This is a genomic window from Mycolicibacterium arcueilense (assembly GCF_058536225.1).
The window spans coordinates 603,634-621,551 of sequence record NZ_JBZTYL010000007.1; the positions used below are offsets into that span (position 1 = coordinate 603,634).

Annotated in this window: 19 protein-coding genes; 13 read left to right on the forward strand and 6 right to left on the reverse strand. The window is 66.5% G+C overall.

What is annotated here, in order from left to right; genetic code table 11:
- Positions 1 to 100: 100 nt before the first annotated feature.
- From AC4LGL_RS07055 to AC4LGL_RS07105, 11 genes are all read left to right on the forward strand, one after another.
- Positions 101 to 1,588: a gamma-aminobutyraldehyde dehydrogenase gene (locus AC4LGL_RS07055; RefSeq protein WP_491838093.1), complete on the forward strand. Its 1,488-nt coding sequence runs from the start codon at positions 101 to 103 to the stop codon at positions 1,586 to 1,588.
- 28 nt (positions 1,589 to 1,616) lie between these two features.
- Positions 1,617 to 2,765 (forward strand): FAD-dependent oxidoreductase, encoded by a 1,149-nt coding sequence (locus tag AC4LGL_RS07060; protein ID WP_491839290.1) that lies wholly within the window; start codon positions 1,617 to 1,619, stop codon positions 2,763 to 2,765.
- A 238-nt stretch (positions 2,766 to 3,003) separates the two neighbouring features.
- Positions 3,004 to 3,597: a type II toxin-antitoxin system RelB family anti-toxin gene (locus AC4LGL_RS07065; RefSeq protein WP_003882365.1), complete on the forward strand. Its 594-nt coding sequence runs from the start codon at positions 3,004 to 3,006 to the stop codon at positions 3,595 to 3,597.
- Positions 3,598 to 3,668: 71 nt separating this feature from the next.
- Complete coding sequence (locus tag AC4LGL_RS07070) at positions 3,669 to 4,793, forward strand: ABC transporter substrate-binding protein (RefSeq protein WP_135360872.1); 1,125 nt, start codon at positions 3,669 to 3,671, stop codon at positions 4,791 to 4,793.
- 16 nt (positions 4,794 to 4,809) lie between these two features.
- Complete coding sequence (locus AC4LGL_RS07075) at positions 4,810 to 5,697, forward strand: ABC transporter permease (RefSeq protein WP_055109611.1); 888 nt, start codon at positions 4,810 to 4,812, stop codon at positions 5,695 to 5,697.
- The gene (locus AC4LGL_RS07080; protein WP_236734645.1) at positions 5,694 to 6,494 is read left to right on the forward strand and encodes an ABC transporter permease; all 801 of its coding nucleotides are present in this window, start codon (positions 5,694 to 5,696) and stop codon (positions 6,492 to 6,494) included. Before AC4LGL_RS07075 ends, AC4LGL_RS07080 begins: the two co-directional genes overlap by 4 nt.
- Entirely contained in the window at positions 6,484 to 7,572 is a 1,089-nt protein-coding gene (locus tag AC4LGL_RS07085; protein ID WP_491838094.1) for an ABC transporter ATP-binding protein, read from the forward strand. Before AC4LGL_RS07080 ends, AC4LGL_RS07085 begins: the two co-directional genes overlap by 11 nt.
- A 53-nt stretch (positions 7,573 to 7,625) precedes the next feature.
- A complete protein-coding gene (locus AC4LGL_RS07090) occupies positions 7,626 to 9,044 on the forward strand; it encodes an NAD(P)/FAD-dependent oxidoreductase (protein WP_491838095.1) in 1,419 nt (472 codons plus the stop codon).
- A gap of 4 nt (positions 9,045 to 9,048) precedes the next feature.
- Positions 9,049 to 9,399 carry a cupin domain-containing protein gene (locus AC4LGL_RS07095; RefSeq protein ID WP_491838096.1) on the forward strand — a complete coding sequence of 117 codons (351 nt, stop codon included), beginning with the start codon at positions 9,049 to 9,051 and terminating at the stop codon, positions 9,397 to 9,399.
- Between the two features lie 23 nt (positions 9,400 to 9,422).
- Positions 9,423 to 10,349 carry a sigma-70 family RNA polymerase sigma factor gene (locus AC4LGL_RS07100; RefSeq protein WP_491838097.1) on the forward strand — a complete coding sequence of 309 codons (927 nt, stop codon included), beginning with the start codon at positions 9,423 to 9,425 and terminating at the stop codon, positions 10,347 to 10,349.
- The gene (locus AC4LGL_RS07105) at positions 10,349 to 10,843 is read left to right on the forward strand and encodes a PPOX class F420-dependent oxidoreductase (RefSeq protein WP_491838098.1); all 495 of its coding nucleotides are present in this window, start codon (positions 10,349 to 10,351) and stop codon (positions 10,841 to 10,843) included. The genes AC4LGL_RS07100 and AC4LGL_RS07105 overlap by 1 nt, the downstream gene beginning before the upstream one ends.
- Positions 10,844 to 10,846: 3 nt before the next feature.
- Here AC4LGL_RS07105 and AC4LGL_RS07110 read toward each other — a convergent pair whose 3' ends face one another.
- From AC4LGL_RS07110 to sdhC, 6 genes are all read right to left on the reverse strand, one after another.
- Entirely contained in the window at positions 10,847 to 11,638 is a 792-nt protein-coding gene (locus AC4LGL_RS07110) for a phosphatidylethanolamine N-methyltransferase family domain-containing protein (RefSeq protein WP_491838099.1), read from the reverse strand.
- A gap of 108 nt (positions 11,639 to 11,746) precedes the next feature.
- Positions 11,747 to 12,349 (reverse strand): carboxymuconolactone decarboxylase family protein, encoded by a 603-nt coding sequence (locus AC4LGL_RS07115; RefSeq protein WP_491838100.1) that lies wholly within the window; start codon positions 12,347 to 12,349, stop codon positions 11,747 to 11,749.
- A 161-nt stretch (positions 12,350 to 12,510) separates the two neighbouring features.
- On the reverse strand, positions 12,511 to 13,296 hold the full coding sequence (locus AC4LGL_RS07120) for a succinate dehydrogenase iron-sulfur subunit (protein ID WP_064879385.1): 786 nt from the start codon (positions 13,294 to 13,296) through the stop codon (positions 12,511 to 12,513).
- 3 nt (positions 13,297 to 13,299) lie between these two features.
- Positions 13,300 to 15,054 (reverse strand): succinate dehydrogenase flavoprotein subunit, encoded by a 1,755-nt coding sequence (sdhA, locus tag AC4LGL_RS07125; RefSeq protein ID WP_491838101.1) that lies wholly within the window; start codon positions 15,052 to 15,054, stop codon positions 13,300 to 13,302.
- A gap of 3 nt (positions 15,055 to 15,057) precedes the next feature.
- Positions 15,058 to 15,480: a succinate dehydrogenase hydrophobic membrane anchor subunit gene (locus tag AC4LGL_RS07130; protein ID WP_003882378.1), complete on the reverse strand. Its 423-nt coding sequence runs from the start codon at positions 15,478 to 15,480 to the stop codon at positions 15,058 to 15,060.
- 47 nt (positions 15,481 to 15,527) lie between these two features.
- Positions 15,528 to 15,944 (reverse strand): succinate dehydrogenase, cytochrome b556 subunit, encoded by a 417-nt coding sequence (gene sdhC, locus AC4LGL_RS07135; RefSeq protein WP_082448777.1) that lies wholly within the window; start codon positions 15,942 to 15,944, stop codon positions 15,528 to 15,530.
- Positions 15,945 to 16,158: 214 nt separating this feature from the next.
- Between sdhC and AC4LGL_RS07140 the strand changes: the two genes are divergently transcribed.
- Entirely contained in the window at positions 16,159 to 16,557 is a 399-nt protein-coding gene (locus AC4LGL_RS07140) for a cytidine deaminase (RefSeq protein WP_491838102.1), read from the forward strand.
- A gap of 49 nt (positions 16,558 to 16,606) precedes the next feature.
- A complete protein-coding gene (locus AC4LGL_RS07145) occupies positions 16,607 to 17,908 on the forward strand; it encodes a thymidine phosphorylase (RefSeq protein WP_491838103.1) in 1,302 nt (433 codons plus the stop codon).
- Positions 17,909 to 17,918 lie beyond the last annotated feature (10 nt).

Genomic DNA, 17,918 nt, shown 5'->3' on the forward strand with positions numbered 1-17,918 from the left:
GTTGTTTGTGGCAATCGAATCGATGAAATCCCTCGTTTGAACCGGGCCGAACGCGGGATTGCGTAGAGATCAAATCTGCTATCGGTTACCGTGGGGCCCCATGAGCGTGGCAGTGAATGTGACAAGCAGCTGGATCAATGGCGCGTCGGTGGCGACGTCCGGGCCGACCCACCGGATCATCGACCCGGCCACCGGGCAGGCCGTTGCCGACTACGCACTGGCCACTCCTGCCGACGTCGACAACGCCGTCGCCGCTGCCCGCCAGGCGTTCCCGGCGTGGTCCAAGGCGACACCCGCCGAGCGGTCCGCCGTGCTGGCCAAGCTGGCCAAGCTCGCCGACGAACATGCTGATCAGCTGATTGCCGAGGAGGTCAGCCAGACCGGTAAGCCGGTGCGCCTGGCCACCGAGTTCGACGTGCCCGGCAGCATCGACAACATCGACTACTTCGCCGGCGCGGCCCGCCACCTGGAGGGCAAGGCCACGGCGGAGTACTCCGGTGACCACACCTCCAGCATCCGGCGCGAAGCCGTCGGCGTCGTCGCCACCATCACCCCGTGGAACTACCCGCTGCAGATGGCGGTGTGGAAGGTCATCCCCGCGCTGGCGGCCGGCTGTTCCGTCGTCATCAAGCCTGCAGAGATCACCCCGCTGACCACCCTCACTCTGGCGCGGCTGGCCACCGAGGCCGGGCTGCCCGACGGAGTGTTGAACGTGGTCACCGGTGGTGGCGCGGACGTGGGTACCGCCCTCGCCGGGCACCGCGACGTGGACGTCGTCACCTTCACCGGCTCGACCGCTGTCGGCCGCAAGGTGATGGCGGCCGCCGCAGTCCACGGCCACCGCACCCAGCTTGAGCTGGGTGGCAAGGCGCCGTTCGTGGTGTTCGACGACGCCGATCTGGACGCCGCGATCCAGGGCGCGGTGGCCGGTTCGCTGATCAACACGGGCCAGGACTGCACCGCTGCGACCCGGGCCATCGTGGCCCGCGACCTGTACGACGACTTCGTCGCCGGCGTCGCCGAGGTGATGAGCAAGATGGTGGTCGGAGATCCGCACGATCCCGACACCGACCTGGGCCCGCTCATCTCGTTCGCCCACCGCGACAAGGTCGCGCAGATGGTGGCGCGCGCACCCGAGCAGGGCGGCCGTGTCGTCACCGGCGGCGTAGCGCCCGACCTGCCCGGTGCGTTCTATCGGCCCACCCTGATCGCCGATGTCGCGGAGACTTCCGAGGTCTATCGCGACGAGATCTTCGGACCGGTGCTCACCGTGCGCCCGTTCACCGATGACGACGACGCGATCCGGCAGGCCAACGACACCGTCTATGGCCTGGCCGCCTCGGCCTGGACCCGCGACGTGTACCGCGCCCAGCGGGCTTCACGCGAGATCAACGCCGGATGCGTGTGGGTCAACGACCACATCCCGATCATCAGCGAGATGCCGCACGGCGGCGTCGGCGCGTCCGGCTTCGGCAAGGACATGAGCGACTACTCGTTCGAGGAGTACCTCACCATCAAGCATGTGATGAGCGACATCACCGGGGTCGCCGAAAAAGAATGGCACCGAACGGTTTTCAACAAGCGCTGACCGATCCGGAGGGAATGCAGCCGTGGCCATGAAGTGCGTGGTGATCGGCGCGGGTGCCTGGGGTCTGCCCGCCGCGGCCGAACTCGCCCGCCGCGGGCACCGGGTGACGCTGATCGACCGCTACGGCCCGCTCAACACGCTGTCGTCATCCGGGGGATCGACCCGGTTGTGGAGGCTGGCCGATCCCGACCCGCTCCGGGTGCGGTTGGCGCAGCGTGGGGTTGATGCGATGCACCGCCTCGCCGAACGTGCCGGCACCCCGGTGTTCCTCACCCGTGGCCTGCTGTGGCGTGACGACCAGTCACTGCCTGCCGTGCAGTCGACGCTGGACGCTCTCGGGGTGTCGTACACGAGCGTGGCCCCTGGCGATGTGGACCGGTTCTTCCCCGGTCTGCGCGGCGACGGACGCGACGCACTGTGGCAGCCGGTGGCGGGTGTCGTCCTGGCCGTGGAATCGCTCAAGGCTCAGCTGAAGCTTCTCCGGAGTGCTTCCGGCGCAACGATTCTCGAACGGGATGTGGGCGCTGTGGAGAAGGCCGCCAACGGTGTCCGGGTGGTGCTGGACGACGGGGATGCCATCGGCGCCGACGTCGTGGTGATCGCTGCCGGGCCGGGGGCTTGGCCGCTGTTGTCACCGCTCGGCCTCGAGCTGTCGCTGCACCCATATCTGGAACAGGTGGTCTACTTCGGCGATCCGGCCGATCCTGCTGCCACCGACGACTTTCCGTGCCTGTTCGACGGGCCGGGTGATGACCGCCCCGGCATCTACGCCATGCCCTCGCCGGGCGCGGGCTACAAGATCGGTCTGGACAAGCCATTGCGGGACTACCGGGCCGGCGACATCGACCGGACGCCCGATGCCGGGCGGACCGCTGTCCTGCGTGACCGGGTGCGCGCCGATATGTCCTCGGTGAATCCGACGGTGCTCGACGCCCAGGTGTGCAGTTGGACCGACTCTCCCGACGGCACCTTCGTCGTCGATCGGCTCGCCGGAGGGATCGTCATCGCCTGCGGGGACTCGGGGGAGGGCTTCAAGTACTCCGCGCTGATGGGTGAGGTGCTCGCCGATCTGGCCGAGGGGCGCATGCCGGACGCTGATGTAGCCGCATGGTCGTTGGCGCGCTTCGCCCAGGGCGTGCCCGCGCGCACCGGCCCGCATGTGCTCGGCAGGCACTAGAAGGCGTCCGACGGGTCTACGAAATCAGTCGCCGATGGCGGTTTCCGCCGTGCTAATCGACGGCATTTCTGCTGACGGCAGCCGATAACGAGCCACTGTGTCCTATCCCACAAAGTGTGGGGAATGTGATCCAGCCCTTGCGTGCGCAATCAAAGCAGACATAGGGTTCGGCCTGAGCGAACAAAGTGTTCGTTGAAAACAATCCTCCTGCTCTGATGAGACGAACGGATGTTTCGATATGAGTGCGACTGTCGAGCCGGACCCCGCTGGGACGACGGCAGACACCGTGGTCGGTGCCCGGATCCGGCAGTTCCGCGCCGCGCGGAAGATGTCTCTTCGGCAGTTGGCCGACAGGGCCGGTATCTCCCCGGGCTTCCTCAGCCAGGTCGAACGCGGCCAGGTCAACGCCAGTGTCGGAACGTTGCGCCGGTTGGCGCAGTCACTGGGCATTGTCCTGCCCGACCTGTTCACCGACGACGAGGTCAGCGACGTCCGCATTCTCCGGAAGGCGGCTCGCCCCACCATCGAGGTGTCGGAGCTGAGCTCGAAGTACCTGTTGTCGCAGAAGCCGCTGCGAAACCTCGAAGTGTACGCGGGGGAACTGTCGCCCGGTTCGAGTGCGGGCGAGGCATATGTGCACGGTGACGCGCAGGAGATCCTCATCGTCATCGCCGGCACTCCGACCCTTGAGCTCGACGGCGAGCGCTATCTGCTCGAACCGGGCGACAGCGCGGAGTACCGGACATCCATGCCGCACACCGTCCACAACTTGAGCGACGCGCCGGTCGAACTCATCTGGATCGTCAGCCCCCCGACTGACTGGCCGACCTGACGGGCCGCTCACCCGCTGCGGATGCCCGCATCCGCGAACACCTTTCCGCCCAGATCAAAGGAGATCCGCAAATGAACACCTCACCTGTCGCCCGCAGTGTGCCCGCCTTGATCGCCGCAGGCGTTCTCCTGGCAACCGCATGTACGCCGGCAGGTCCCGGCCAGGCCGCCGATGTGGATCTGGGCAGCGGACCGCCGCAAGCGGGCACGGTCAAAGAGGGTGCTCTCAAAGGGACCACGATGACATTCGTCTCCTACGGCGGCATCTTCCAGGACGGTCAGGCGAAAGCCGCGATCGAACCGTTCGCGGCGCAGTCCGGGGCAAAAGTGTTGCAGGACGGTCCCACCGAGAACTCGAAGATCAAGGCCCAGGTCGACTCCAAGAACGTGACTTGGGACGTGGTCGACAGCACCAACGTCTTCACCGCCAAGAACTGCGGCACCCTCTTCATGCCGCTCGATACCAGCATCGTGGACATCAGCAAGCTGCCGGCGGGCACCAAGACCGACGATTGTTCGGTCCCCGCAATGGGTTACGGCCTGATCGTGGTTTACAACACCGAGAAGTACGGTGCCAACCCGCCGAAGACCTGGGCCGATTTCTACGACACTGCGAAGTTCCCGGGTAAGCGGGCCATCGAGGGCGTGCCCGGTGAGCTCGACCCGGGTGTTCTCGAAGGTGCACTGCTCGCCGACGGCGTGGCGCGCGACGCGGTTTACCCGATCGACCTGGACCGGGCGTTGAACAAGATGAACAGCATCCGCAAGGACACGATCTTCTGGACCACGGGCGCGCAGTCCCAGCAGCTCATCGAATCCGGCCAGGTCGACATGGCGCTGGTATGGAGCGGCCGGGCGTATTCGGCCGTCAAGAACGGGGCGCCGTTCGCCCCGATGTGGGACCAGTGGATGCCCGAGGCTGACACGATCGCCGTGCCCGTCGGCGCCCGGAACCCCAAGGCCTCCATGGCGTTCATCAACTTCTACCTCGGTGCGCAGCAGCAGGCCAAGCTTGCCGAGCTCACGTCGTACAGCCCGATCAACGTCGACGCCAAGCCACAGCTCGACGATCTCGCCCGGTCGTATCTGACCACCACGCCGGAGCGGGAAAAGGACCGGTTCCCACTTGATCTCGCGTACTGGGCCGAACACCAGGAAGAGATCGCGTCCAAGTACACGGCCTGGCTCGCGGGCTAGGAAGGGTTTTCGTCGCATGTCGATGGTCGATGTTCTGGCGGGCGGAGCGCCACCCAAGACTCAGACAACCGCCCCGCCTTCGGGTCGGAGATTGGGCGACGTCGGGTTGTTGCTGCCGTCGATCCTGCTCGTGGTCGGGGTGTTCGGACTGCCGCTGGTCATCATGTTCTGGCAGGCCTTCAGCGATCCAGAACTCGGCTTCGGCAACTTCGCCTGGTACCTGGGCGATTCCGTACAACGCAGTGTTCTGTTGCGCACGTTCACCACGGGCCTGGAGGTCACGGCGATCTGCCTGATTCTCGGCTACCCGTACGCGTATGCCATGGTCGCGTTCGGACCGGCGGTGCGTATCGCGCTGACACTTATCGTGCTGGTGCCGTTCTGGACCAGTTTGATGGTGCGCACCTTCGCCTGGGTGATCCTGCTGGAGGACGGCGGACCGATACAGACCCTGCTGTCCTTCGTCGGGCTGGGCGGTGTGCCGTTGCTGCGCACCAATCTGGGTGTGGTCATCGGCATGAGCCAGATCCTGCTGCCGTTCATGGTGCTGCCGCTGTACGCGGTGATGTCCGGTATCGACCGCAGGCTCGTGCTCGCATCGTCGAGTCTCGGTGCGCGACCGGTGATCTCGTTCGCCAGGATCTGGGTTCCGCTGTCGATGCCCGGTGTGGGAGCCGGCTGCCTGATGGTGTTCATCAGCAGCCTCGGCTTCTACGTCACCCCGGCGCTGCTCGGCGCTCCCGATGACGCCCTGATCAGTCAGCAGATCTATGTGCAGGTCACCAGCCTGCTGGCCTGGGGCAGGGGAGGGGCGATGGGCGTGGTCTTGCTGCTCGTCACCTTCCTGGTCCTCGCGGCCCTGATGTATCTGCTGCGCCGAAACCGGAAGGAGCGCACGGCATGACACGGCACATGAAGACGTTCTGGAACGTTCTGCTCGGACTGTTCTGTGCGGGTGTCGGACTATGGCTGGTCGCACCGTCGTTGATCGTGGTGCCGCTGAGCTTCACCGACCGGCCCTCGTTCGCGTTCCCGCCGACCGGATGGTCGACGCGGTGGTACCACACGTTCTTCGAGGATCCCGCGTGGATCTCGGCCCTGAAGGCGAGCCTGGAAGTCGGCGTCCTGGTGGCCGTGTTCGCGACCTTGTTCGGCACTGCCGCGGCGGTGGCGCTCAGCCGCACTTCGCTGGCCGGGCGGCAGGGGATACGCGCATTCCTGTTGGCTCCCATGGTTGTCCCGGTGATCGTGGTAGCGGTCGGCCTGTACGCGTTGTTTCTGAGGCTCAACCTGCTCGGGACGGTGTTCGGCTTCGTCGTCGCGCACAGCATGTTGGCGCTGCCGTTCGTCATCGTGCCGGTGATGGCGAGTCTGCAGGGGTTCGACCGGCGCCTGGAGGATGCCGCGGCGATCTGCGGTGCCGGCCGCTGGACCACCTTCCGTACCGTCACACTGCCCTCGGTGGCCCCGGGGGTGCTCTCGGGTGCGCTGTTCGCGTTCGCGACGAGCTTCGACGAAGTGGTGTTGTCGCTGTTCATCCAGAACCCGTATCTGCAGACATTGCCGGTCAAGATGTATGCCTCGGTCACCCGTGACACCGATCCCACCATCGCTGCGGCCGCCACCCTCATCCTCGCCCTCACGACGTGTCTGACCGTCGTCGCGGGCATCTATTCGCGCAGGAGGAACCGTGTCCACTGACCAAACCCCGCACGGAGCGTCGATCACCATGCGGCGCCTGACCAAGACCTACGGGTCGGAGACCGTCGTCAACGCCATCGACCTCGATGCGCGGCCGGGTGAATTCCTCACCCTTCTCGGCCCCAGCGGCTCGGGAAAGACCACCACGCTCAACATGATTGCCGGCTTCGCCGACGTCACCGACGGCGAGCTGTTGATCGACGGTCGGCCGGTCGCCGATCTGCCGCCGTACCGCCGCAACATCGGCATGGTGTTCCAGCACTACGCGCTGTTCCCGCACATGACGGTGATCGACAACGTCGAATATCCGCTGCGGCAACGCAAGATGGCCAAGGCGCAGCGTCGCGAGAAGGTGGCTGCCGCGCTGCGGACCGTCGGCCTCGACGGCTACGGCAAGCGGATGCCCAAGGAACTGTCCGGTGGTCAGCAGCAGCGGGTCGCGTTCGCCCGGGCCATGGTCTACGAACCGCGGGTGCTGCTGATGGACGAACCGCTCGGTGCGCTGGACAAGAAACTGCGCGATTCGCTGCAACTGGAGATCAAGCGCATCCACGGCGAGCTCGGCACCACGTTCGTCTACGTCACGCACGACCAGGACGAGGCCCTGGTGCTGTCCGACCGCATCGCGGTGTTCAACAAGGCCAGAATCGAACAGATCGGTTCGCCCACAGATCTTTACGAGCGCCCGCAGAGCATCTTCGTGGCCCGGTTCCTCGGGGAGTCGTCGCTGTTCTACGGAAAGCTCGAAGACGGGCTCGCCGTGAACGCCTATGGGCGGCGGATCGTGGCCGGCCGGGGCGATGCTGCCAGTGGTGACGCGGTGGCCGTGGTGGTGCGTCCGGAGCGGATCCGCATCCTCACCGGCGATGCGGAGCCCGAGGCCGTCAATGCGGTGCCGGGCACCGTGATTCAGGAAATCTACCTAGGCAACTCCCGCAAGGTCGAGGTCAGCCTGCCCGACGGCACCGTAGCGCTCGTCCGGGAAAGTGCGGACAGCATCACGCCGACCCAGGCGGGGCAGAAGGTCTGGTTGACCTTCGATCCGGATGTCGCCACGATCCTGCCCGCCGACACGTGACGTCGGCCGGCATATCCATCACTGACAACAGCCACGAGTACAGGAGAACCAAGATGTCCCCCGACGGTCGCACGACCAGCGGTCTCGCCAATGACTTCGTGAACGGCAGCGTGTCGTTCTGGTATCGCGCGGCGGGTTTTCCGAAATCGAGACCGCCGCTGCCGGGGTCGCTCGAAGCCGACGTCTGCATCGTCGGGGCCGGGCTGACCGGCTTGTGGGCAGCGTATTACCTCAAGCGGGAACAGCCTGACCTGCGAATCGTGATGCTGGAGAAGGAGTTCGCCGGTTTCGGGGCGTCCGGCCGTAACGGTGGATGGCTGTCCGCCGAACTCGCCGGGTCCCGCGACGCCTACGCTTCCACGCACGGTCACGGCGGCGTCGTTGAACTCATGCGGGCCATGCGGGGTGCGGTCGACGAGGTCATCGGCGTCACTGAGTCCGAGGGTATCGAGGCCGACATCGTCAAGGACGGTGTGCTGCACGTGGCACGCAACCAGGCCCAGATGGGCAGGCTGCGCGAGTCGCTCGACTACGAGCGGAGCTGGGGTGCGACCGAGGAGGACTTCGTTGTGCTCACCGGTGACGAATCCAATGCCCGCATCCGGGTCGAAGGCGCCATGGGTGCGCTGTTCACCCCGCACTGTGCACGCGTGCAGCCGGCCAAGCTGGTGGGCGGCCTGGCCCGCGTGGTGGAGGGCATGGGCGTCGCCATCTACGAGCAGACCGAGGTGACCGACATCAAGGCCGGCCGGGCCATCACGGCCCGCGGCGATGTCCGCGCCCCCGTGATCCTGCGCTGTCTCGAAGGTTTCACCGCGACCATGCCGGGACAACGCCGCGCGTGGCTGCCGATGAACTCGTCGATGGTCGTGACCGAACCGCTTCCGGAATCCGTGCTGCAGGAGGTCGGCTGGAAGGGGGCCGAGCTCCTCGGCGACTACGCGCACGGCTACATGTACGCCCAGCGTACGGCGGACAATCGAATCGCCTTGGGCGGCCGCGGGATCCCGTACCGGTACGGCTCGGCGCTCGATCATCGCGGGGCCACCCAGCAGTGGACCATCGACGCGCTCGGCGCACTGGTTCGCGACATGTTCCCCGCTACCCGCGATGTTCCGATCGAGCACGCCTGGTGCGGCGTGCTCGGAGTGCCACGCGACTGGACCGCCACCGTGGACTTCGACCAGGCCAGCGGGCTCGGCACCGCGGGCGGGTATGTCGGCAGCGGCCTGACCACCACCAACCTGGCCGGGCACACCCTCGCCGACCTCGTCCTCAAGCGTGACACCGCGCTCACCCGGTTGCCCTGGGTGGGGCGACGGGTCCGCAAGTGGGAACCGGAGCCATTCCGGTGGCTCGGGGTCCAGGCGATGTATGCGCTGTACCGCACCGCTGACCGTCGCGAGTCCACCCGTGGGCTGGCCGGTACCAGTGGGCTGGCGCGGGTGGCCAACAAGATCACGGGGCGCTGACGCGATGGAGACGACTGTGAACCTGCTGCATGTTGACGCGTCCAGGGCCGAACTGCCCGAGCCGCAACCGAAACCGACGAGTGTCAGCGGTCAGCTGGAATCTGCGATCAGTGTCTGGGCCGACGCGGTGACCGACACCGGGGTGTGGGAATGCGGCCCGGGTGAGTTCACCGCAGACCGTTCGGGTGCGACCGAGGTGTGTCACATCATCTCGGGCGCCGGGACCGTGGTCGGGGAGGACGGAACGCGCGCCGACATCGGGCCGGGCACGCTGCTGGTCCTGCCTCGAGGGTGGCGCGGGACGTGGTTCGTCACGGAGGCGATCCGTAAGACTTACGTCATGGTCGGTGCCTGAGGGCGCGCCCTAAACTGGGGGGCATGACCGCGAGCGCTCGGGTCGGCGAGTTCGAGGAGTTGCGGCCACACCTGCTTGCCGTGGCCTATCGCCTCACCGGAACCTTCGCCGATGCCGAGGACATCGTCCAGGACGCGTGGATCCGCTGGGACTCCAATCGTACCCAGATCGCCGACCTACGGGCCTGGTTGACCACCGTGGTGAGCCGGCTCGGGCTGGACCGGCTCCGCTCGGCCGCGCATCGGCGCGAAGCGTATTACGGGGAATGGCTGCCCGAGCCCGTCGTGACCGGTTTCGACGCCAACGACCCGCTCACCAGCGTGGTGGCGGGGGAGGACGCCCGGTTCGCCGCGATGGTGGTGCTGGAGCGGCTCACCCCCGATCAGCGGGTGGCGTTCGTGTTGCACGACGGGTTCGGCCTGCCCTTCAGCGAGATTGCCGGCGTGCTCGGCGTCAGCGATGCCTCGGCCCGCCAGCTGGCCTCGCGGGCCCGCCGCGCGGTCTCCGACAATCCGCCTGCTTCGTCGCCCGACGACCTGCACAACCAGGTCGCCGGTGAGCTGATGGCCGCGCTGGCGTCGGGGGAGCTCGATGCCGTCGTACGGCTGCTGCACCCCGACGTCACGTTCACCGGCGATTCGAACCGTCGCGCCCCGACCGCTGCCCGTGTCATCCACGGGCCGGACAAGGTGGCCCGGTTCATCCTCGGCCTGTCCAAGAAGTACGGCCCGAACTGGTTGGCCGGCAGTCAATTTGCCCTCGTCAACGGCCAGCTGGGGGTCTACACGGCAGGCGCGCCCGCCGGGGACGGGTATCCCGAGATGATGCCGCGGGTCACGATCTTCACCGTTCGCGACGGCTTGGTCTGCGCGGTGTGGGACATCGCCAACCCTGACAAGTTCACCGGATCGCCCCTTCGCGGGGGTGCCGAGCACGGAGGTGGCCAGTGATGCCGAACGAACCGGGCACCTTGGCCCACACGTTCAGCCGAATGATGTTCCGCGGCATGGACAAGATGCGCCATCGCGACGCCTTCGACATCGGCGCGCCCACCGGATCGGACTTCTCCGGTTTCGAGAAGTACCGCCAGATCGTGCTGGTGACCTTCAAGCGCTCGGGTGAGGCGATGCCCAGCCCGATCAACCACGGTGTGGCCGGCGGCAAGATCTATGTGCGCACCGATCCGTCGACCGGGAAGGTCAAGCGAATCCGCAACAACCCGAAAGTCCTTGTGGTCGCGAGCAATCTACGCGGTAAGCCCAGCGGACCCGTCGTCGCCGGCGTGGCGCGCATCCTGCCCGAGGCCGAACACGCCCACGCCGAGGCGGTGATCGCCGCCAACTGGAGTGCGCCGATGAAGGTGTTCGAGCGCAGCCTCGACTACGGCAGCCAACTGGCCGGGGTACCAACGGCTTACATCGAGATCACGCCCGCGGAGGCGTGACGCTCACAGGACGTAGGGGATCAACGCCTTGCGGTCGGTGGGGTATTCGGGGAACTTCTCCTGGTACCAACCGTGGGTGCCCAGCGCCCGGGGAATCAGATTTCCTGCGGTGATCAACAGGATCGCAACGCCGGGCAGGGCCCAGGTCAGCAGCGCGAAACCGGACCAGGCGATGATCTCGCCCAGATAGGCCGGGCTGGTGACGAACCGGAAGCCGCCACCGAACGGGATCCGGTACTCGGCACCACCCGGATTCTTCTTCTCCCGCAGATTTCGCACGATCGACTCGGAGTTGACCAGCAACGCGAACCCGCACAGGTAGATCACCAACCCCGCCAGGAATCGCGGGTCGGTCAACCAGGCGGTGGTGTACTGCCCGAAGAAGTCGTGGCTGAACAGGGTCCCGTTGAGGTAGCCGTGCATGGAGGTCACGAGCATGCCCATCACGATCACCGAGACGTTGAAGGTGCCCCGCTTGCCCGGCACCTGGCGGATCGCCAGCGGGAAGAACCAGCCCCGGTTGGCGTAGTGCAGCATCCAGATTCCCGCCAGTACCAGGGACGTCGGCTCGAAACGGTGCGGCCCGGCCAGGTAGCTGATCAAGAACACCACGGTCGCGGGAATCTCCATCAGCCACCAGCCGAGCTTCGGGTTGAGGTTGAGGCCGAGTTTCGTCGTCGAGAAACGCCCATAGGAGCTCTGGGCGAAGAAGCCGCCGATGATCACGAATACGGCGAACGCGAAGGCCGCGGTCAACACGGTGTCGTAGAACGTGTTGCCGGTGTACCAGTGCATGGGCGCTCCTCGCTGAGCAGGTGGTTTCAGCAGCAGGGGCCGCTGTTTCTGTAACGTGTTCTACCACCTGGCCGCATCCTGAAGCCAGCGCCCGCGCTTACTCCGGAGTCACTGCTCCTCGCGCGAGCGCTCGTCGGCCCAGGGCACCCGGCACGCATCCCCGGAGTTGAAGCCCTGCTCGGTGATGCCCAGCGCCGAGTACATCCGCGACCGCATGTTCTCCACCCCGATCTGATACGTCAGCTCGATCACGCCGTCGTCGCCGAACCGGCGTTGCAGATCGGTCACCTGCTCGTCGGTGACGGTGTGCGGGTCGGTGGTCATCGCGTTCGCATAGGCGATCGCGGCGCGCTCGTCATCGGTGAACAGCGGCGAGGTGGCGTAGTCGTCGATCGACTTGAGCCGTTCCACGTCGAGGTTCTCCAGCCGCATCAGCATGGAGCCGAAGTCCACACACCACGAGCAGCCGACGGTGCGCGCGGTCCAGAACACCGCGAGCTCGCGAACCGTGGCGGGCAGTTTCTTGGAGCCGCCCTGCAGCAGCATCTCGTGGACACCGTTGGCGACCAGCAGACGCGGATGGTGGGCAGCCACCGCGAACGGCTCAGGCACCTCACCGAACTGGCGCTTGGCGTACCAGTACATGGCTCGGGTCAGCAGGCCGGCTTGTTTGGGGGTTACAGCAGGAATTCGTGTCTTGGTCTCGGTCATACCCGTTAGACGAGATGGCCCCGAAATGTGTGACAGCGGGTGTGACCGCCGGGGCGCGAGAATGCAAAACGGGCGCCGACGCTGCGCTCAGATCGGGATTCCCCTCGAAAACACGATCTGAGCGCAGAATCGACGCCCGGTAAGCAGGGTCGGCGACAGGCCTAGCGCGCGAACATCAGCGCGCGCTTGACCTCCTGGATCGCCTGGGTCACCTGGATGCCACGCGGGCAGGCCTCGGTGCAGTTGAAGGTGGTGCGGCAGCGCCACACACCGTCGACCTCGTTGAGGATGTCCAGCCGCTCGGCGGCCGCCTCGTCACGCGAATCGAAGATGAACCGGTGCGCGTTGACGATCGCAGCGGGGCCGAAGTACGACCCTTCGCTCCAGTACACCGGGCAGCTCGTGGTGCAGCACGCACACAGGATGCACTTGGTGGTGTCGTCGTAGCGGGCCCGGTCGGTGGCGCTCTGGATGCGCTCCTTGGTGGGCGGGTTACCACTGGTGATCAGGTACGGCTTCACCGCGCGGTACGCGTCGAAGAACGGCTCCATGTCCACCACGAGGTCCTTCTCCACGGGCAGGCCGCGGATCGGCTCGATGGTGATGGTGAGCTGCTTGCTCGCCTTCTTGGGCAGCAGATCCCGCATGAGAACCTTGCAGGCCAGCCGGTTCACGCCGTTGATCCGCATGGCATCCGAGCCGCACACACCGTGGGCGCAGGAGCGCCGGAAGGTCAGCGTGCCGTCCAGGTAGCCCTTCACGTACAGGAGCAGGTTGAGCAGCCGGTCCGAGGGCAGGCATGGAACCCGGAAGCTCTGCCAGCCCGCGGCGTCGGGGTCCTCGGGGTTGAACCGGGCGATCTTGAGGGTGACCATGACCGCGCCCTCGGGGACCGGGGGCAGCGGCGGATCGCCGGCTTCGGGCTTGTCGATGACAGGTGCACTCACGGTCTAGTACTTCCTTTCCATCGGCTCGTACCGCGTCTGGACCACGGGCTTGTAGTCCAGCCGGATGTCGGACAGCAGCTCGCTGCCCTCCTTGTAGGCCATGGTGTGGCGCATGTAGTTGGTGTCGTCGCGATCGGGGTAATCCTCACGCGCGTGCCCGCCGCGGGACTCCTTGCGGTTGAGCGCCCCGACCACGGTGACCTCGGCCAGCTCCAGCAGGAAGCCCAGCTCGATCGCCTCGAGCAGGTCGCTGTTGTAGCGCTTGCCCTTGTCGTGCACCGTGATTCGCGCGTAGCGCTCCTTGAGTGCGTGGATGTCGGTCAGCGCCTGCTTGAGCGTCTCCTCGGTGCGGAACACCGCGGCGTTGTTGTCCATCGACTGCTGCAGGGCAGTGCGGATGTCGGCGACGCGCTCGTTGCCGTGCTCGGACAGGATGTCGCCGACCCAGCCGACCACCATGTCGGCCGGGTTCTCCGGCAGGTCGACGTGGTTGTGGTTGGCGGCGTACTCGGCGGCGGCGATACCGGCGCGGCGGCCGAACACGTTGATGTCCAGCAGCGAGTTGGTGCCGAGGCGGTTGGCGCCGTGCACCGACACACACGCACATTCACCGGCGGCGTACAGGCCGGGGATGACGTTGGTGTTGTCGCGCAGCACCTGGCCGTGGATCGTGGTCGGGATGCCGCCCATGACGTAGTGGCAGGTCGGGTAGACCGGCACCAGTTCGGTCACCGGGTCCACACCCAGGTAGGTGCGGGCGAACTCGGTGATGTCGGGCAGCTTGGCCTCGAGCACGTCCTCGCCGAGGTGACGCACGTCGATGTAGACGTAGTCCTTGTTCGGTCCGGCACCGCGGCCTTCGAGCACCTCGAGCACCATCGACCGGGCGACGATGTCACGCGGCGCAAGGTCGACGATCGTCGGCGCGTAGCGCTCCATGAACCGCTCACCCTCGCCGTTGAGCAACCGGCCGCCCTCGCCGCGCACGGCCTCGGAGATCAGGATGCCCAGGCCGGCCAGGCCTGTCGGGTGGAACTGGTGAAACTCCATGTCTTCCAAGGGAAGTCCCTTGCGGAAGATGATGCCCAGGCCGTCACCGGTCAGCGTGTGGGCGTTGGAGGTGGTCTTGTACATCCGGCCCGAACCGCCGGTGGCGAAGACGACCGCCTTGGCGTGGAAGATGTGGATGTCGCCGGTCGCCAGCTCGTAGGCGATGACGCCGGTGGCCACCGGGCCCGCCGGAGTATCGGTCAGCGCGATGTCCAGGGCGTAGAACTCGTTGAAGAACTCCACGTCGTGCTTGACGCAGTTTTGGTACAGCGTCTGCAGGATCATGTGGCCGGTGCGGTCGGCGGCGTAGCAGGCCCGGCGCACGGGGGCCTTGCCGTGGTCGCGGGTGTGCCCGCCGAACCGGCGCTGGTCGATGCGGCCCTCGGGCGTCCGGTTGAACGGCATGCCCATCTTCTCGAGGTCCAGCACCGCGTCGATGGCCTCCTTGGCCATGATCTCGACGGCGTCCTGGTCAGCGAGGTAATCGCCGCCCTTGACGGTGTCGAAGGTGTGCCATTCCCAGTTGTCCTCTTCGACGTTGGCCAGTGCGGCGCACATGCCGCCCTGGGCCGCGCCGGTGTGGGACCGGGTCGGGTACAGCTTGGTGAGCACTGCGGTACGGACGCGCGGGCCGGCCTCGACGGCAGCGCGCATGCCGGCGCCGCCGGCGCCGACGATGACGACGTCGTAGCGGTGTTCCTGAATCATTGGTTAACCCCCAATATTCGGGTCGAAGGTGACCAGGACGTAGGTACCCAGAACCAACGTGAACCCTGTCGCCAGCAGAAGCAGCGAATTCAGGTAGAACTTCGTGACGTTCTTACGGGCATAGTCGCCGATGATGGTGCGCAGGCCGTTGGCCCCGTGGATCATCGCGAGCCACAGCAGGGCCATGTCCCAGATCTGCCAGAACGGGGACGCCCAGCGCTGTGCGACGTAGTTGAAGTCGATGCGGTACACGCCGTCCTGCCACATCAGCATGATGAACAGGTGGCCAAGTGCGAGGAACACCAGCGCCAGGCCGGAGAACCGCATGAACAGCCAGGCGTACTTCTCGAAGTAGGGGATACCGCGGGGGCGACGGGGTGCGCGTGGGTGGTCCAGCGCGGCCGGCCGGTCGTGCTCGCGCTCCATCACCGGCGCCGGACGGCCCAACCGCGACTCGCCCGCTCCTGGCGCGCTCACAGGAACCGCTCCGCCATGTGCATACCGAGAACTCCTAGTGCTGCGATGAGGACCACGGCAAAGACGCCGACGGCGACCGCGAGCATCTGCCGCTGGTAGCGGGGACCCTGCTGCCAGAAGTCGATGAGGATGACGCGGATGCCGTTCAGTGCGTGGAAGAGCACCGCGGCGACCAGGCCCATCTCCATCAGTCCGACGATGGGCGTCTTGTACGTCTCGATGACCTCGTTGTAGGCCTGCGGGCTCACCCGGACCAGCGCGGTATCAAGGACATGTACGAACAGGAAGAAGAAAATCGTGGCACCGGTAATACGGTGCAATACCCAGGACCACATTCCCGGGTCACCCTTGTACAGGGTGCGCCGACGGGTTTTCCTGGGTTGCGGAGCCGGCACCTCCGTCTGAGTACTCATCTCGCCCTCCAACGTCTTCGGTGGACGTTCGGGACCTGCCTGTGAATTAGCCCCAAACCTCGGGGCGACTCTAAACCCATTTGTACTGGCGAAGGAATTACGGTTGAGCCGTTCTACCGCAAAAACGCGAGAAAGTTAGGCTTACCTATCTTACTGTGCGGGTCGGGAATTGGGGTTTCGGAATGCATTCAGAACCTTTGCCGGGGGTGGCCGCATGACTGTTGATGTCGACTGGAACCTGTTGCGTTACAAGGCGATCGAGGCTTCCTCTCGCGCCTACGCCCCCTATTCGGGGTTCCCGGTGGGGGCTGCCGCCCTCGTCGACGACGGCCGCGTCGTCACCGGCTGCAATGTGGAGAATGTCTCATATGGCCTAGGTCTCTGTGCCGAGTGTGCTGTGGCCTGCGCCCTGCATTCCGGGGGCGGCGGAAGGCTCATCGCACTGGCGTGTGTGGGCCCGGACGGGGGCGCGTTGATGCCCTGCGGGCGCTGTCGGCAGGTGCTGCTCGAGCACGGCGGCCCCGAGTTGCTGATCGACCATCCCCGGGGCCCGCGGCCGCTGGGCGAGCTGCTGCCCGACGCCTTCGGGCCCGACGACCTGGAGCGTAGGTAAGGCCAAGTGGTCCAACAACTCCGGGTTACTGGCGAGTAGGTTGGCGGCCATGTCGCATCTCGACGCACCTACCGTGATCCGAACCAAGCGTGACGGCGGTGTTCTGTCCGACGCCGCGATCGATTGGGTGATCGACGGCTACACCCATGGACGGGTCGCCGACGAACAGATGTCGGCGCTACTGATGGCGATCTTCCTGAAGGGGATGACGCCGGCCGAGATTGCCCGGTGGACGGCGGCCATGGTCAATTCCGGGGAGCGGTTCGACTTCTCTGATCTCCGCCGTGCGGCCGCGCCGAGCCGCCCACTGGCCCTGGTGGACAAGCACTCCACGGGCGGGGTGGGGGACAAGATCACCATTCCGCTGCTGCCGGTTGTGATGGCCTGTGGTGCCAGCGTCCCGCAGGCCTCCGGGCGCGGGCTCGGGCATACCGGCGGCACGCTGGACAAGCTCGAGGCGATCCAGGGTTTCACCGCCGAATTGTCGAAAGGCCAGATCCGGCAACAACTTCGGGACATCGGGGCGGCGATCTTCGCCGCAGGCGAGCTGGCGCCGGCCGACCGGAAGATCTACGCATTGCGCGACATCACCTCGACGGTCGACTCACTGCCGCTGATCGCCAGTTCCATCATGAGCAAGAAGCTGGCAGAAGGGGCGCGGTCCCTGGTGCTCGACGTCAAGGTCGGCCGTGGCGCGTTCCTCAAGACCGAGGCCGAGTCGCGTGAGCTGGCGGCGACCATGGTCGACCTCGGCAATGCCAACGGGGTGCCGACCCGGGCCCTTCTCACCGACATGAACTGCCCGCTGGGCCGGACCGTCGGCAACTCCGTGGAGGTCAGCGAGTCGCTGGAGGTCCTGGCCGGCGGCGGGCCGTCCGACGTGGTCGCGCTGACGCTGGCGCTCGCGACGGAGATGCTCGATGCGGCCGGCATCGGTGACTCCGACCCGGCCGAGACCCTGCGGGACGGCAGCGCGATGGATTGCTTCCGTGCGCTGGTGGCGGCCCAGGGCGGGGATCTGACCCACCCGCTACCGATCGGGACGGCCACGGAGACCGTGACAGCCCCGCACGGCGGCATCATGGGCGATCTCGATGCCATGGGCGTGGCGCTGGCCGCGTGGCGGTTGGGTGCCGGCCGTACCCAGCCGGGCGAACCGGTGCAGTTCGGCGCGGGCGTGCGGATCCACCGCACGCCGGGAGAGCCGGTCGCCGCGGGCGAGGCGCTGTTCACTCTGTACACCGAAACGCCCGAGCGGCTGCCCGGTGCTCTGGCTGAACTCGACGGCGCCTGGACGGTCGGCGACACCGCGCCCATGCAGCGGCCCCTGATCATCGACCGGATCGGCTGACGCGGCGCCA